The sequence below is a fragment of the Variovorax sp. Varisp53 genome, from assembly GCF_059491555.1.
Window position 1 is genome coordinate 4,980,185 of the sequence record NZ_CP168512.1, and the last position, 14,568, is coordinate 4,994,752.

A 14,568-nucleotide genomic window follows, 5' to 3' on the forward strand; every position below is an offset into this window, starting at 1 on the left:
GACTGAAATGCGAACACTCCTTCTCGCAGCCTGCGCTGCAGCTTTCATGAACCTGGCGCAGGCTCAACCGGCCGTGCAGCCGCCCAAGACATGGACCACCTGCGCGGCATGCCACGCGGCGCAAGGCGCGGGCGCCATCGGGCCGCCACTCGTCGGCGTGGTGGGCCGAAAGGCCGGCTCGTCGCCGGGGTTTGGCTACAGCCGAGCCATGAAGAACGCACAGATCACCTGGGACGACAAATCCCTGGCGGCCTTCCTCAGCGATCCACAGCAGGCGGTGCCGGGCAACCGGATGCCTTTTGGGGGCGTTCCAGATCCCGGCGAAGTTGCGGAACTCGTCAGGTACCTGAAGACGCTGCGATAGCGGGAAGCTGCCGGGCGGCCTATGCATTGCACGCCCGGCCGCCCGCGGGGCTTCGACTTTTCTCCTTTGATCGCCACCCTCATTCACCGGTGGCTTCGGGCTACATGGCGCGACGAGCCATGGGCAACAAGGCCTGGCCCGATGTCGCGCAGTCCGGGCTACGATCAGACAGATACTTGAGTCTCAGCCCATGGAAACCGCCGAACCGATCCGCCTTCCCAGTCGAGCACCTTGCGCCGCTTATGCCTGGCTCGCGGCGACATGAGGCGGCCGTTCACAGACCCGATCATGCAAGCGCAGCCCGAGGAGCCATCTGGCCTGGCATCGGCGGAAGTCCGGTGGTATTTCGGCGCTTTCGTTGTCTGGGAAGCGCAGCGCCGACTCGAGCGGGCCGGCGAGGCCGTGCGGCTGGGGCCACGCTCTTTCGATCTGCTGCTGCAACTGATCAAGCGAGCCGGCGAATTCGTGAGCAAGGACGATCTGCTCGCGGCAGTCTGGGCTGGCGTCGTGGTCGAAGAGGCCAGCGTGCGTGTCCACATGTCCACGCTCCGCAAGGCGCTGGGGGAGCCGGGCGAGACCGACGAATGCAAGGAGTGGATCTCCAATATTCCGCTGCGCGGCTACCGCTTCAATGGGCGTGTCCGGCGTGAGGCGACCGGCATCCCGACCCGGCTCGTGGCACCACTGCACAGTCCCGGCTTCACCCCGCTGCCGGTTCGGCTGACCGAACTTGTCGGTCGCGAAGCCGATGTGGCGAGCGTTCTCGAATCGCTCGAAACCCGCCGGCTGGTCACGATCGTGGGCACGGGCGGCATCGGCAAGACCCGGCTTGCAATCCACGTGGCGGAGAACCATCAGCAAAGGCACGGCACGGAGATCGCCTTCATCGATCTGTCGTCGCTGATTTCCCAGGATCACGTGCTCGGCACATTGGCGCGCGCCGTGGGGGTGCCCGCCGACCTGCCCGAGATCGTCGGGGCCATCACGCAACGCCTGATGGGGCGCGCCGTGCTGCTGCTGATCGACAACTGCGAGCACGTGGTGGATTCCTTGGCGCTGCCGATCACCGGCTTGCTTTCCGTCCTGCCGGATCTGCGCATCCTGGCAACCAGCCGCGAGGCGCTTCGCGTGACGGGCGAGTATGTCCTCCGGTTGCCAGCGCTTGCGATCCCGGACGCCGGGCAGGTCTCGCTTACGCAGGCGCTGCACTGGCCGTCCGTGGAATTGCTCGTCGAGCGAGCCAAGGCCGCGGGTGCGGGTGCGTTCGACGAATCGCATGGCCCCCTGCTGGCCCAGATAACCAGGCAGGTCGACGGCATCCCCCTGGCGATCGAACTGGTGGCCGCGCGCCTGGGCGTGCAGCCGATCGTCGATCTGGCGCACAGGCTGGACGACCACATGCGCCTCTATGCCTTCAGCCGTGCCGCGCTCGCACGGCACCGAACGCTGGCCGCGGCGCTGGACTGGAGCATTGCGCTGCTGAGCGACACGGAACTGCGGCTCTTTCGCTGGTTGTCGGTGTTCCGCGGCCGGTTCGATGTGGAGTCCGCGCTAGGCGTGAGCGCGGGCGGCATGGACACCGAGGCGGCATTCGACGCACTGATTTCCCTGGTCAACAAGTCGCTTGTCTTCTTCGACAGCAACGACGCTGTTGCGCCCTACCGGCTGCTGGACACGACGCGAAGCTATGCCGCTGCGCTTCTCGCGCAGAGCGATGAACGCCCGGCATTGCTGCGGCGCCATGCGGTGCTCATGCGCGATCTCATGAAGGCAGCGGCGGCGGAGCTGTCCGATCTGACCGAGCAGGCCTGGACCGACCGTCACGCACACCGCCTGGACGACGTGCGCTTTGCACTCGAGGTCTGCCTGACGCAGCAGCCCGACGCGAAGATGGCCGCCTCGCTGGTGACGGCTTCCGCGCCACTGTGGTTTCACCTGGCCCAGGTGGTGGAATACCGCGATCGGATCGTCGCGGCGCTGGAACTGGTCGATCGGCAACCCACGCGCGACACCGAAACGGCGACCTGGCTGAACACGGCCCTGGTCAGCGCCCTGCTCCACACCGGCAGGTCCACACCCGAGTTGGGTGCCGCCGCGGACCAGGCCCTGGCCGGCGCGCTGGCCGTCAAGATTCCCGTGCTGGAACTGCAAGCCCGCTGGGGGCGGTGCACGCACGACATGTTCCGCGGCGAGTATTCGGTGGCCCTGGATCAGGCGCAGACGCTGATGGCGGCCGCGCAATCCTGGTCCGATCCCGCCGCGCTCAACCTCGCTCACCGGGTGATGGCGATGGCCAACCACTTTTGCGGCCACTTCGATGTTGCGAGGGTGCACAGCGAAGCTGCCGTGCGCGTGGGTGGCGGCCTCGGTCATGCCCGGGCCAACATGGTGGGGGTCAACGCCATCGTTGCGGCGAAAGCCATGCTGAGCCGAACACTCTGGGTGCAAGGGGAGACGGCCAAGGCCCTGGAAGAAGCGAGCGACGCGGTGGACCGCGCGCAAGCCGCAGGAAAATCGGTCTCGCTGTGCTCCGCGCTGTACGGCGCCTGCCCGGTCGCGCTGTGGGCCGGCGAACTCGAGCTTGCCGCCGGATGGATTCAATTGATGACGGACGAAGCACAGCGCAAGGGACTGGTGGGCTGGCTGCGCTATGCCGAATGGTTCTCGCAGGGCCTGCAGCTGAGCATCGCGCCGGACAGGGGCCGCTACGTCCGCGAAGTGGCCAGCCAGCTCGCGACCTATGACGCACCCCACAGGGAGATGCTCGCGACCTTCTGCATCGACTGGGTCGACGACGAGATGATCGAGCGCGTCTCGCGCGGAGAGAGCCCCTGGGTCGCAGCCGAGGTCTGGCGTGCCGCCGGCTGGCGCGCGGAGCAAAACGCTGCCGCCGATGAGGCAGAGGCCTTCTACCAGCGGGCCAGCGAGACCGCCAGGCGACAAGGCGCCGTCGCCTGGGAGCGGCGCGCCGCAGCGGCACGGGCCCGCCGCCCAGGCGCGCAGACGGTTCATCGCTGACTCGTCCTGGCGCGCAATCCTTCCAGCGCACCCGCAGCACGCAGTTCCCAGGCGAATGCGCCCTGCGAGTGCGCAAGGGCTTGGGCCTGCAGATAAAGCGCCTCGGCTTCGGCGTCGCTGCCTCGCAGTTCCTTGCGCCGCCCGGCAGCGCGGCAAACCTCGGCTGCACTCCATTGCCCTTCGCCTCGCATTGCGCGGGCAACCAGGTCATCGTCTATCCACCGGTCGCAAAACGTGACCATCATTTCCCTGCGGGGCTCATCCATGGCCAGGACCTTTGCCGCGACGGCATCGATGTGCGCGCCGGCGTCATCGACCTCGTCGAGCTTCATGGCGTCGTCGTAACAAAGGGCCCAGTCATGCCAGTAGGCGAAGCCCTTGGACTGGGTCTGCTGCAGCATCGTGTCGATCCAGGCGCGGGCTGCTCGTTGTTCACCAGCCCACAGGGCCATGGGGCAGATCCAGAAAAGGGCAACGCACAGGGACAGCGCATGCCCCAGCGCCTCGGCCTCCTCCATGCACCTTATGGCAGTCGCCATCGCAAGACGGCTCTCGCCCTGGATCCACAGCGTCCTTGCAAGAATGGCCATCGCGGTGGTGCGCGCGTCGGGCTGGAACGCGTTGGCATGGTTGCGCCGGATCGCGTCGTCCACGTCCGCCGCTGCTTCGGCATGCGCCCTGGCTTCGGCGAACGCGCCGCAGAAGTGACTGGCGAGCGCCAGCATCCGGTGCGACAGGTTGCGCGTCACGGCGTTGGTCGAGTGGTTCGCGAACTCGCGGAGGATCTCGGCATGCCGCAACGCCGGTGTGTACGCGCCGCGCGTGATGTTCAGCGCGCAAAGGCCCCACCGAGCCTGGAATTCGAGCGTCTTCACCTTGAATTCGAGTGCGCAGGCCAGCGCCCGCTCGCACGCCTGTGTCATCTCCGCAACCGTGCCGCCGGTGTGCCACAACGCGTTGTAGAGCGCGATCTCCAAGCGCCCGGCCATCAGGCGGTCGGGCACCTTCAGGGCATCGACATGGTCCAGCGCCGCGCGAACGCGATCCCGGTATTCGCTGACCTCGGACAAGCGGAACCAGAGCGGCGCCGATGCGACAGCGAGCGCGCCCGCGATCGTCATGTCGTCGTGGTGGCCGATGCAGGCATCCAGAGCCGCACGAACGTCGTCGAGGCAGCCACGGTAGCGCTGCGTCCAGGCATCGGCGTCCAGCGCAGCGAGGTCCGCGCTGGCAATGCCCATGAGGTCCAGCATGAAAAGGGCATGGCTTTTAGATACCGCGTCTGTCTCGCCCGCCTGCTCGAGCAGAAGATGCGCATAGCTGCGAGTGGTGTCGAGCAGGCGATATGGCGAATCCGCGGCCTGATCGGTGTCGTACACGACGAGCGACTTGCTGGCCAGGTTCAGCAACGCGTCGGACGCCACGTCTGGGTCCAGCGCACTGGCCGCCACGCTCAGCGCCGCCGCGATGCCGAAGTAAGCGCGAAACACCGACAACCTGCGAAACAGCAGCAGTTCGGCGTCGCCAAGCAGGCCGACGCTCCAGTCCAGCGTCGCAGCCAGCGTGCGGTGTCTTGCCAGCGCGGCCCGCCTGGCCGTCGAATGCAGGCGCATGTGATCGTCGAGCCTGAATGCGAGGTCGCTCACGGGTTGGGCCCCCAGGCGGGCCGCCACCAACTCGATCGCCAGCGGGATGCCGTCCACCTGCTGGCAGATCCTGGTCAGCGGGCCGCTGCTCGCGTCGTCGAATCCTCGGGCGCCCGCAGCCTCGGCTCTCTCGACAAGCAGTTGCACCGCCGGCGAGAGCAACGCATGCGCCAGGGAACCAGGCGCGGCCTGCTGAACCGCCAGGGGCATCAAGCGAAAGACATGCTCGCCTCCCACGCGAAGCACCTCGCGACTGGTTGCAAGGACCTGCAGTCCGGGCAATGCCGCCAGGAACCTGCCCAGCAGCGGCGACAGCCGCTCGATGACATGTTCGCAGTTGTCCACGAGCAGCAGCATCGCCTGGCCTTCGAGGCGCTGGACGATGGCTTCTTCGATGTCCGACACACCGCCTCGCACGCCGACGGCGCGCGCCATCGTCGTCAGCACGTGATCCTGCGATGTCAGGGGTGCGAGATCGACGAAACCGACCTGGGCTTGCAGCCGTTCCCGATAGCGCGCGGCGACGCAGATGGCAACGCTGGTCTTTCCCACGCCGCCGGGCCCCGCGACCGTGACCAGCCTGTTCGCCGCGAGCATGCCGAGCAGGCGCTCGATTTCCACTTCGCGCCCCACGAGCCTGGAGAAGCGAGCGGGCAACCCGGTGGGCGTATCCCGCGACACGTGTGTCACTTGCGCCGAGACGGCCGAGGGCACGAACTCGCAGTGCACACGCCCCAGGAAGCGATAGCCGCGCAGGGGGATGTTGGCGATCCACTCCAGGCACCCGTCCTGCGCGCCGGGTGGACCCAGGGCCTTGCGCAGGATCGACATGTGGACGCGAACGCTCGCCTCCTCGACCACCGTGTCCGGCCAGACCGCCGCGAGCAGTTCGTCCTTGCTGATCACTTCGCCGGCGCGACCCACGAGGGCGACCAGCAGGCCCATGGCGCGCGATCCGAGCCGCACCGGCTGCCCGTCGTGCTCGAGCCTGGGCCCCGCTTCCCACAGCGCGAAGGCGCCGAAGTGCCACCGGCGAACCTCAGACACGGACCAGCCCGCGCTGCGTTGCCTTCACGGCCACCTGCACCCTCGAGTCGACATGCAGCTTCTCACGGATCCTGGCGACGCGCGTCCTGACGGTCGAGGCCGAAATGTCCAGCTTGCGGGCGATTCCCTTGTTGCAATCGCCTCTCACCAGCAAACGCAGCACGTCCTCCTCCCGGGCAGTGAGACCCGTGCGCGGCATGCCGTGCCCGAAAAGCGTCTTCATGCGCTGGCAGAGATAGAGAGAGCCTCCCCGAGCCACGTGGCGAATGGCATCCATCAGCTCGGCCGGATTCGCTTCCTGACAGACATAGCCGTGCGCCCCGCCGGCGATCGCCTGCATGACCTCCCCCTCCCTGTCCCGCCGCGTCACGACGATGACGCGCGGCACACGAAAGCCGCCTGCCACGCCCGGCTGATCCAGTGCCGAAGCCGAAGCGAGCAGGCTCAGCGCGCAGGCGTGGTCAGCCACGACCACGTCCACGATGCCCTCGCCGGGCTCGGTCCCCGCCTGCACCTGGAAACCCGGTTCCTGGCCGATGAGCGAGACGAGACCGGCCATGGCAAGCGGATCGCCATGACACACACGCACGCACAGATCGATGGAGCCGGTCATGGCGATACCTCCAGAAGCAGTCCGCGGCGAAAGGCTTCGCCGATGGCGGCAATCCGCGTCGGCTTCTGGAGCTTGCGCAGGATCGTCTTCACATGGGTCTGGACGGTGCCTTCGCCGATGCTCAGGCGCCAACCGATCTCCTTGTTGGCCAGCCCCTCCGCCATGAGCTGGAGCACTTCGAGTTCGCGGTCGGTCGGCACGGCGGCCGAAAAGTTGTCCAGCAACTGGTCGGCCACCGGGCAGGACAAGTACCTGCGGCCCTCTGCAACGCAGCGCACCGCGTGCGACAGTTCCTCGGCCGAACAGTCGTGCAGAAGGTAGCCGCGCACGCCCGCGTCCATGGCCCGACGTATCTGCCATCCGGTGCTCTGGTCCGTGACCACGAGGACAGATTTGGACGCGGAGCCACTCCGGCCGGGCTGGACATCCGTCGCCTTGCGAACGCCGGTTGCGTAGTCCGTGACGAACACGTCGACGGTGTCGCCATCGCCATTGGCATCGGGGAGGCCGGATCGAACGACGAAGTCGGCGCGGGAGCGCAGCAGCGATGCGATGCCGGCAGCCATGTACGGGTCGCGGTGCGCCACCGCGACGTGTATCGGCCTGGCCTGGGTCGGCGCGGTCATGGGCTCAAGTCCTTCTGGGAGTCATGGGTGGAAGTCTGTGCATTCGGCGGACCCGTCGCCAGTTAAACCGTGTCAAGCCTTGTTAAGGGTCCAGATGCGCCAAGGGCTGCACCGCCGCCTCGCGGGGGACGGATGTCTCCGCATTCACCGCGCTTCGGCAACTCCCGACCGCGCCCAGGAGCACGACGATGGCGTTGCCGGGCATGGGCTGCTGCGACTCGGAAGCGGCGATCACCGCGCCGGCGCCGAGTGCCATCGCCACAACGGCGGCGCTGGCAACCTGCTTGAGCCATTCCATCCAGGCGTGGCGAGGAGGCAGCAAGACCTTCATGGGTGCGAGGCTTCAGGACGCAAGTGGCGCAGCCTCAGGGCTTTGCCGTCGCGGCGGCATCGGCGGCTTCGGCGATCAGCCGGGCCACCAGCTTCGGCCGCGAGATCATGACCACGTGCGAAGCGCCCTTGACCACGACCGTTTTCATCGACTTTGCACGCTCGGCCATGAACGCCAGCGCGGCAGGCGGAATGTTCTTGTCGCGGTCGCCGTAGATGAACCACGAGGGCAGATTTTTCCAGGCGGCGGCAGGTGCTGCTTCGCCCAGCGCGCCCTCGGTGATGGGGCGCTGCGACACGGCCATCAACCGCGCCAGCGCCGGCGGCACGTCTGCGGCGAATTGATTGACGAACTTGTCCTGCTGGATGTAAAGGTCCTTGGCGCCGCCCGGCAGGAGCACTGGCGAGGCCAGCGTGGGGCCGAGCGTGCTGCCGGGAAACTTGCCCGACAGGTCGGCCGCCGATTCGCCCACTTCGGGGGCGAACGCCGCAACGAAGACCAGCGCCTGGACATTGGGCTTTCCGATCGCCGCAGCGGAAATCACCGAACCTCCATACGAATGCCCGACCAGCACGACCGGCCCGGGGATCGAACCCACGATGGCGGCCACATAGTCCGCGTCGGACTTCACGCCGCGAAGCGGATTGGCGGCCGCAACAACGGGAAAGCTGTGCGCACGAAGGTCGCGCGCCACATCGTTCCAGCTGGCCGATTCGGCGAACGCACCGTGAACCAGCACGACGGTGGGCTTTGCCGGCCGTGCGTCCGACGTGGCCGCGCTTGCGGGTGCCCAGAGGTGCAGCGCCAGGATGCCGATGGCTGTGAATGCGCGTGCGAGGCGGGAGAGATTCTTCATGCTGATTTCCGTTGGTGAATGAATGGACTGATTTGAAAATTTCGCATCCCCTTCGGGATGCATCGCGAGCGACAGGTACAGGCAATTGGCCTTCGGCGACTCAACATGCGCCAGAGGCGCCGTTCCCATGCGAAGAGGCGCTGGCGCACGCCTGCGCAGACAAGCTGGCATACGGGGCGGCGCCCGCGGAGCAGATGTCTTGCACGGGCGGCGTCGCACGGATGGCCACGGTGGCAAATCGGAGTTCCGCGTGGGCCGTCTCACCGCCTGCGACCACGCAGGCCGCCGCGATGGCCAGCAGCGAGACGGTCATGTAGCCCACGGTCCAGACGCGATCCATCGCGCCGCGTGGCGCGGCGTCGGCGGCCGCCTGCCAGGCCTGCTCCCGTGCCCTGCGCGTACGGCGTGGTGCGCCGGGTTGCGCGAGGGATTGAATGCGCTGCTTCATGGTGACTCCTCGAGGGCGCCATGGCCCTGGCCTCAGGACGGCTGGGCTCCGGTTCGCGAACATCGCGGCATGGCTCGAATGCTAGTTTTGGCATCCCGGTTGCGGTAGTCATGCGGCAGGTACTGCCGTGTTGCATGCCTGGCATCAATGTGCGGCGCACCGTCAGGCGCGTCGTTGAAGAGGAAGCCACACGTTGAACTCGGCGCCGCATCCCCGCCCCGCGGAGCTCGCCTTCACGAAACCGCCGTGGGCGACCGCAAGGCCGTGAACCAGTGCCAGCCCAATGCCCAGCCCTTCGCGCGAGCCGCCCTCCCCTGTGCCGGCCTGGCTGAACAGGCCGAAGACATGCGGCAGGAACTCGCGCGCAATGCCGCAGCCCTTGTCCGCAACGGCAAGCCGGGCGAAGCCATCCTCGGAGGAAAGGCGCACCTGAACCTCGGCGCCGGCGGGCGAGAACTTCATCGCGTTGTCCAGCAGGTTGCCGACGACCTGCTCCAAGCGCACCGGGTCCGCATGGCAGATCAACGGATCGGCCGCCTGCATCTGCGCGCGCAAGCGCCCCGAAGGCCAGCGCGCACCGAATGCGGCGACAAGGTCCAGCGCGAGCGCGCCGAAGTCGACCTCCGCGCGGCGCAGCGCCAGCTTGCCTGTTCGCAGGCGCGAGAAATCGAGCAGGTCGTCGATAAGCCGCGACTGGCTCTCGATGGCGCGCTGGATCGCCTGGGCGATGCCTTGCAGCTGCACCGGCACCGCAGATGCGGGCAGGCGCTGCAGCAGGCTAGCGTTCATCTGGATGACATTCAGGGGCTGCCTGAGTTCGTGCGAGATGACGGCCAGCGCCCGGTCCCGGGTCGCGCAGCGTAAGCTCGTTGCGCCACGGGAATCGCGTGGGGTCTGAAGGGCGGATTGCGCGCCCCCGGTGTGATAAAGGTTCACGAGGATCCGTGCTTCTTGATGCGGCCGCCCCGGATTCATCGCGAAAAGGGGGCCTCGGTGACGAACGACGTTGTTCTCTGGTTCTCGCGATGGAACCGATCGTAGGCAGCCGCGCACCCTCGCAGAAGGCCGCTGCGGTGGCGCACCGTGTTGCCGGCCAAACACCAATCGCCAGGGGTCGGCCGCGACACATCGTTCGCAATCTTCGGACTCTTCGTTCAAGCGAGCGGGGTTCCTGAACGGCCCCTCGTCGCATCCAATGGCTCGACATCGCCGACGGCGGCGATTGCTGCCCGTGGAAGGCGCAAATCGCGATCCCTGTCACAAAACCCCGTGCCCGGCCGTCTTGCATCTCGAAGGGGCGCGTCCCCCGGCCCGCAGGCAGGCAGTTCCTCCCCCGCATCGTGCGGCCCGAACAGCTGCGGCCTTCATCTTCTTGACTGGATCGTCGAATGAAAAAATCTGCGCTCGAGGCATTTCCCATCGTGGGCTGGCGGATCGTCGTTGTCCGACGTCGCGCGGGCCTGCCCGCAGCGCAAGCATTGCGAGGGCTGACGAGTGGGTGACATGTACGACATCGCGGCTCGTTCCACGCCATCGCAGGCGCATGCCGGCGCGGCGCAGGGGCCGAGCGAGGTCCACTGGCGCTTTGGCGCATTCATCCTCTGGGAGGCCCAGCGCCGGCTCGAAAGACTCGGGCATAGCGTGCGCCTGGGCTCCCGCTCGTTCGAGTTGCTCCTGCAGCTGCTCAGGCGCACGGGTGAGGTCGTGAGCAAGGACGAGCTGCTCGCCACCGTCTGGGCCGGCGTGGTCGTCGAGGAGTCCAGTGTCCGGGTCCACATCTCCGCACTTCGCAAGGCCTTGGGCGAACCGCAAGAAGGAGACAACTGCAAGGAATGGATCTCGAACATGCCCCTGCGCGGCTACCGGTTCAATGGCAGCGTTCTTCGCGAGCCGGTCGGCATGCCGACCGAGGATCGGTCGCGGGCGATCGCCCTGCCCGAACTGTCTTTCGCGAAGCTGCCGGAGCGCCTCACCCGGCTCGTGGGCCGCGACGCCGACATGGAGCGCGTGATGGCGGCACTCGCCACGCGCCGGCTGGTCACCATCGCCGGCACCGGCGGCATCGGGAAGACCCGTGTCGCCATTCATGCGGCCGAATGCCATGCAGAACGCACGGACATCCAGCTGGCCTTCATCGACCTCTCGTCGCTGGTCTCGCAGGCCCATCTGGCGAGCACGGTGGCCCGCTCGCTCGGCGCACCGGCGGACACCCCCGACACGACACGGGCCATCCTCCAGCGGCTGGCGGACCGCGATGTGCTGCTTCTGATCGACAACTGCGAGCACATGCTTGACTCGCTGGCGCTGCTCGTCACCAAACTGCTCGGCGCCCTGCCCGGCTTGCGCATCCTCGCAACCAGCCGGGAGGCCATTCGCATCGAGGGAGAACACATCGAGCGGCTGTCGCCGCTCGCGGTGCCCGGCACCGAATGTGCCGACCTGGCCGAAGCCATGGCATCGCCAGCGGTCGAACTCCTGATCGAGCGTGCAAAGGCCGTGGGTGCTCGCGCGTTCGAGGATTCGGACGGCCGGTTGCTTGCAACGATCGCCCGGCAGGTGGATGGCATTCCGCTGGCCATCGAATTGGTGGCAGCACGCCTGGGCGTCCAGCCGGTCGGCGACCTTGCGTTCCGGCTGAACGACCACATGCGGCTCTACTCCGCGGGCTGCAGGGCCGCCGTGCCCAGGCACAGCACGCTCGCGGCGGCGCTGGACTGGAGCATCGCACTGCTGGACGACGCGGAGCTGCGGCTCTTCCGGCGGCTCTCGGTCTTTCGGGGGCGCTTCGACGTCGAGTCCGCGCTGAGCGTCACCCGCGCGGACATGGACCCCGAAGTAGCCTTCGATGCATTGATCTCGCTGGCCAACAAGTCGCTGGTGTCGTTCGACAACAGCGACGCCATCGCACCCTACCGGCTGCTCGACACGACGCGAAGCTACGCCGCGGCACTTCTCGCGCAAACCGATGAAGGCCCGGCGCTGCGAAGGCGCCATGCGCTCTTCATGCGCGAGCTGATGAGCGCCGCGACGTCGGATTCAGGCGAACTCACCGTGCACGCCTGGAACGCGCGCTACTCGCACCGGCTGGACGACGTGCGCAGTGCACTGGACGCCTGCCTCGCACAACCGGACGACTGGCAGACCGGCGCGGAACTCACCATCGCTTCGGCGCCCTTGTGGTTTCACGTCTCGCAGGTCGAGGAATACCGCGACCGGGTCATCGCCGCGCTCGGGTGCCTCGCGAAACAGCCAGGCACGGGCACGGAGACGGAGGCCTGGCTGCAGATCGCACTGGGCAATGCGCTGTGGCACACCCGGGGACCAGTCCCGGAAATGGGCGCCGCCTGCGAGCGCGCGCTTGCTGTCGCCATGTCGGTCAGGTCGGTCGTGCTGGAGCTGCAGGCCCGCTGGGGCATCTGCGTGCTTCATGCGATTCGCGGCGAATACGCGGTCGCGCGGCACCAGTCGCAGGTGCTGTCCGAATTCGCGCAATCGACCGCCGACCCTGCCGCGCTCAATCTCGCGCACCGAATGACCGCGCTGGCGAGCCACTTCTGCGGGGATCTTTCCGCCGCGAATGCCGGCGCCCAGGCGGCGATCCTTGTGGGCGACACCGTGCGCCAGACGCCCGTCAACCTGTTCCAGGTCGATGCCGCCGTCGCATCGAACGCCTTGCTGGCCCGCACGCTCTGGCTCCAGGGCGATGCGGCGAAGGCCATGGCCACCGCCACCCGCGCAGTGGCTCTTGCCGAGGCCGGGGGCAATGCGCTGTCGCTGTGCTTCGCGTTGTTCGGAACATGCCCAGTCGCCCTGTGGTCGGGCGAGCTGGAACTGGCGCGCAAATGGGTTCGCATGCTGCTGGACGAGGCCCAGCGCAGAGGCCTGGTGTACTGGCACCAGTGGGCGCACTGCTATGCGCTGGGCCTGCAGACGCGCACCGCGGACGACCGGGACCGCCATGTTCGCCAGGTCGCGCGGCAACTCGACGAGTTCGACGCGCCCCGCAAGGAAATGCTCGTGACCTTCTGCGCCGACTGGATCGACGACGAGACGATCGCGCGGGCCGGCGCCGGACACGGCCAATGGAGCGCCGCCGAGATCTGGCGCGCCGCGGGGCTGCGTTGCGAGCAGCGCGGCCTCGACGATGAGGCCGAGGCGTTCTACCGGCGCGCCATCGACACGGCCAGGCAACAAGGCGCGTTGGGATGGGAGTTCCGCGCGGCGATCAGCACTGCCAGGCTGTGGGTTCGCCTGGGCAAGGCGAAGGACGCCCTCGAACTGCTGGACGAGATTTGCGGGCGCGCCGCGCCTCGCGGCGAGCACCCCGGCCTTGCGCACGCCCGCGCGCTGCGCAACGAACTCTTGCGGAGCTGAAAGACTCCGCGTCGCATCCGGCGCATGCGTGCGGCGCCGGATGGCCGGCCATAACAAACATTGACAGGGCTTAACTGGCCCCGGCGTGGCTTTGCGCGCAGAGTGGCCGCTTCGCTTTCATGGAGGGATTCAGGACACCCGATCCCTCGAACCGAGAAGCCGACTCATGACAACCCCCGCCTTCCCTTCGCCCTCTTCCATCCCCCTCGCGCCACGCGCGGACCCGCTGGCCTCCAGCTTCGCCACCAGTTATGCAGGGGTGGTCGCCTTCATTGCCGTCGTCACGGAAGGCAGCTTCGCACGGGCCGCCGATCGCCTGGGCATCGGCCGTTCCGCCGTGAGCCGCAGCGTCCAGAAGCTGGAGGACCAGCTGAACGTCCGGCTCTTCCTGCGCACCACGCGAAGCACCACGCTCACGCGCGAAGGCGACCTCTTCTACGCCAACTGCCACACCGGGGTCGACCGGATCGTCCAGGCCGTGGAAGAAATGCGGGACCTGCGGCAAGGCCCGCCCCGCGGGCACCTGCGCATCAACGCCGCGGTCGGATTCGGCCGCCGGGTCGTTGCGCCCCTACTGGGCGAATTTCGCGCCACCTACCCGGAGGTCACCATCGACCTGTTGCTCAACGACAAGCCGACCGACTTCACCTCGGACCGCGTGGACATCGCGTTTCGCAACGGCCGCATGGAAGACGCCCAGATCATCGCCAAGCAGATCATCCCCATGCAGTTGCTTCTCTGCGCCTCTCCCGCCTACCAGGCAACCCACGGCCTGCCCGCCAGCGTGGAAGCGCTGGCGCAGCACGAGTGCATCAACTTCCGCTTTTCATCCGGTCGCATCTTCGAGTGGGAGTTCAAGGTGGGGGGCCAGCCACGCAAGCTGGTGCCACAGGCCAAGCTCACCTACAACGACGCGGACCTGGTGCTGCAGGCCGTGCTCGACGGCCATGGCATCGCCCAGCTGCCGGGCTACCTGGCCTGCGAGTCGCTGAGAACGGGTGCGCTGGTCCCGTGCCTCCCCCAGTACGCACCCGACGACAGCGGCCACTACATCTGCTACCTGAGCCGGCAGCACCTGCCTTCGCGCATGCGCGTGTTCATCGACTTCATGACCTCGAAGATCCGGAGCGCCGACCTGGACTGCCTCGCCGACCTCAGCCCGAAGCTGCAGGCCGACACCGGGATTGGTGCCGCCGCGACAACAGCGTGAGTCCTTGCGCGGGCCTACCCCCTCGCCCTTGGCGG

The 14,568-nt window shown here is 67.6% G+C and carries 11 protein-coding genes; 4 read left to right on the forward strand and 7 right to left on the reverse strand.

Going from position 1 to position 14,568, the window contains the following annotated elements; all coding sequences use genetic code 11:
* Window positions 1-7: 7 nt before the first annotated feature.
* Window positions 8-364, forward strand: coding sequence for a c-type cytochrome (locus ACEOAB_RS23355; RefSeq protein ID WP_413747779.1), 357 nt, complete (start codon window positions 8-10; stop codon window positions 362-364).
* Window positions 365-652: 288 nt separating this feature from the next.
* Window positions 653-3,382, forward strand: coding sequence for an ATP-binding protein (locus ACEOAB_RS23360; RefSeq protein ID WP_413747780.1), 2,730 nt, complete (start codon window positions 653-655; stop codon window positions 3,380-3,382).
* Here the strand turns inward: ACEOAB_RS23360 and ACEOAB_RS23365 are convergent.
* The 7 genes from ACEOAB_RS23365 to ACEOAB_RS23395 all read right to left on the reverse strand — a co-directional run bounded on the left by ACEOAB_RS23365 (window position 3,373) and on the right by ACEOAB_RS23395 (window position 9,924).
* Window positions 3,373-6,075: an ATP-binding protein gene (locus ACEOAB_RS23365; protein WP_413747781.1), complete on the reverse strand. Its 2,703-nt coding sequence runs from the start codon at window positions 6,073-6,075 to the stop codon at window positions 3,373-3,375. The genes ACEOAB_RS23360 and ACEOAB_RS23365 overlap by 10 nt on opposite strands.
* The gene (locus tag ACEOAB_RS23370; protein WP_413747782.1) at window positions 6,068-6,688 is read right to left on the reverse strand and encodes a LuxR C-terminal-related transcriptional regulator; all 621 of its coding nucleotides are present in this window, start codon (window positions 6,686-6,688) and stop codon (window positions 6,068-6,070) included. The genes ACEOAB_RS23365 and ACEOAB_RS23370 overlap by 8 nt, the downstream gene beginning before the upstream one ends.
* Window positions 6,685-7,314: a LuxR C-terminal-related transcriptional regulator gene (locus tag ACEOAB_RS23375; protein ID WP_413747783.1), complete on the reverse strand. Its 630-nt coding sequence runs from the start codon at window positions 7,312-7,314 to the stop codon at window positions 6,685-6,687. The genes ACEOAB_RS23370 and ACEOAB_RS23375 overlap by 4 nt, the downstream gene beginning before the upstream one ends.
* Window positions 7,315-7,396: 82 nt before the next feature.
* Window positions 7,397-7,645: a hypothetical protein gene (locus tag ACEOAB_RS23380; RefSeq protein ID WP_413747784.1), complete on the reverse strand. Its 249-nt coding sequence runs from the start codon at window positions 7,643-7,645 to the stop codon at window positions 7,397-7,399.
* 34 nt (window positions 7,646-7,679) lie between these two features.
* The gene (locus ACEOAB_RS23385) at window positions 7,680-8,501 is read right to left on the reverse strand and encodes an alpha/beta fold hydrolase (RefSeq protein ID WP_413747785.1); all 822 of its coding nucleotides are present in this window, start codon (window positions 8,499-8,501) and stop codon (window positions 7,680-7,682) included.
* Between the two features lie 100 nt (window positions 8,502-8,601).
* Window positions 8,602-8,949 (reverse strand): hypothetical protein, encoded by a 348-nt coding sequence (locus tag ACEOAB_RS23390; RefSeq protein ID WP_413747786.1) that lies wholly within the window; start codon window positions 8,947-8,949, stop codon window positions 8,602-8,604.
* A gap of 162 nt (window positions 8,950-9,111) precedes the next feature.
* Window positions 9,112-9,924 (reverse strand): sensor histidine kinase, encoded by an 813-nt coding sequence (locus tag ACEOAB_RS23395; RefSeq protein WP_413747787.1) that lies wholly within the window; start codon window positions 9,922-9,924, stop codon window positions 9,112-9,114.
* Window positions 9,925-10,452: 528 nt separating this feature from the next.
* On the opposite strand from ACEOAB_RS23395, the gene ACEOAB_RS23400 reads away from it, so the two are divergent.
* On the forward strand, window positions 10,453-13,323 hold the full coding sequence (locus tag ACEOAB_RS23400; protein ID WP_413747788.1) for an ATP-binding protein: 2,871 nt from the start codon (window positions 10,453-10,455) through the stop codon (window positions 13,321-13,323).
* A gap of 166 nt (window positions 13,324-13,489) precedes the next feature.
* Window positions 13,490-14,533: a LysR family transcriptional regulator gene (locus ACEOAB_RS23405; protein ID WP_413747789.1), complete on the forward strand. Its 1,044-nt coding sequence runs from the start codon at window positions 13,490-13,492 to the stop codon at window positions 14,531-14,533.
* The last annotated feature ends 35 nt before the right edge of the window (window positions 14,534-14,568 follow it).

Coding starts and splice junctions, on each gene's coding strand:
- ACEOAB_RS23355 (WP_413747779.1), top strand. CDS start 8: ATGCGAACACTCCTTCTCGCAGCCTGCGCTGCAGCTTTCATGAACCTG.
- ACEOAB_RS23360 (WP_413747780.1), top strand. CDS start 653: ATGCAAGCGCAGCCCGAGGAGCCATCTGGCCTGGCATCGGCGGAAGTC.
- ACEOAB_RS23370 (WP_413747782.1), bottom strand. CDS start 6,688: ATGACCGGCTCCATCGATCTGTGCGTGCGTGTGTGTCATGGCGATCCG.
- ACEOAB_RS23375 (WP_413747783.1), bottom strand. CDS start 7,314: ATGACCGCGCCGACCCAGGCCAGGCCGATACACGTCGCGGTGGCGCAC.
- ACEOAB_RS23380 (WP_413747784.1), bottom strand. CDS start 7,645: ATGAAGGTCTTGCTGCCTCCTCGCCACGCCTGGATGGAATGGCTCAAG.
- ACEOAB_RS23385 (WP_413747785.1), bottom strand. CDS start 8,501: ATGAAGAATCTCTCCCGCCTCGCACGCGCATTCACAGCCATCGGCATC.
- ACEOAB_RS23390 (WP_413747786.1), bottom strand. CDS start 8,949: ATGAAGCAGCGCATTCAATCCCTCGCGCAACCCGGCGCACCACGCCGT.
- ACEOAB_RS23395 (WP_413747787.1), bottom strand. CDS start 9,924: ATGAATCCGGGGCGGCCGCATCAAGAAGCACGGATCCTCGTGAACCTT.
- ACEOAB_RS23400 (WP_413747788.1), top strand. CDS start 10,453: ATGTACGACATCGCGGCTCGTTCCACGCCATCGCAGGCGCATGCCGGC.
- ACEOAB_RS23405 (WP_413747789.1), top strand. CDS start 13,490: ATGACAACCCCCGCCTTCCCTTCGCCCTCTTCCATCCCCCTCGCGCCA.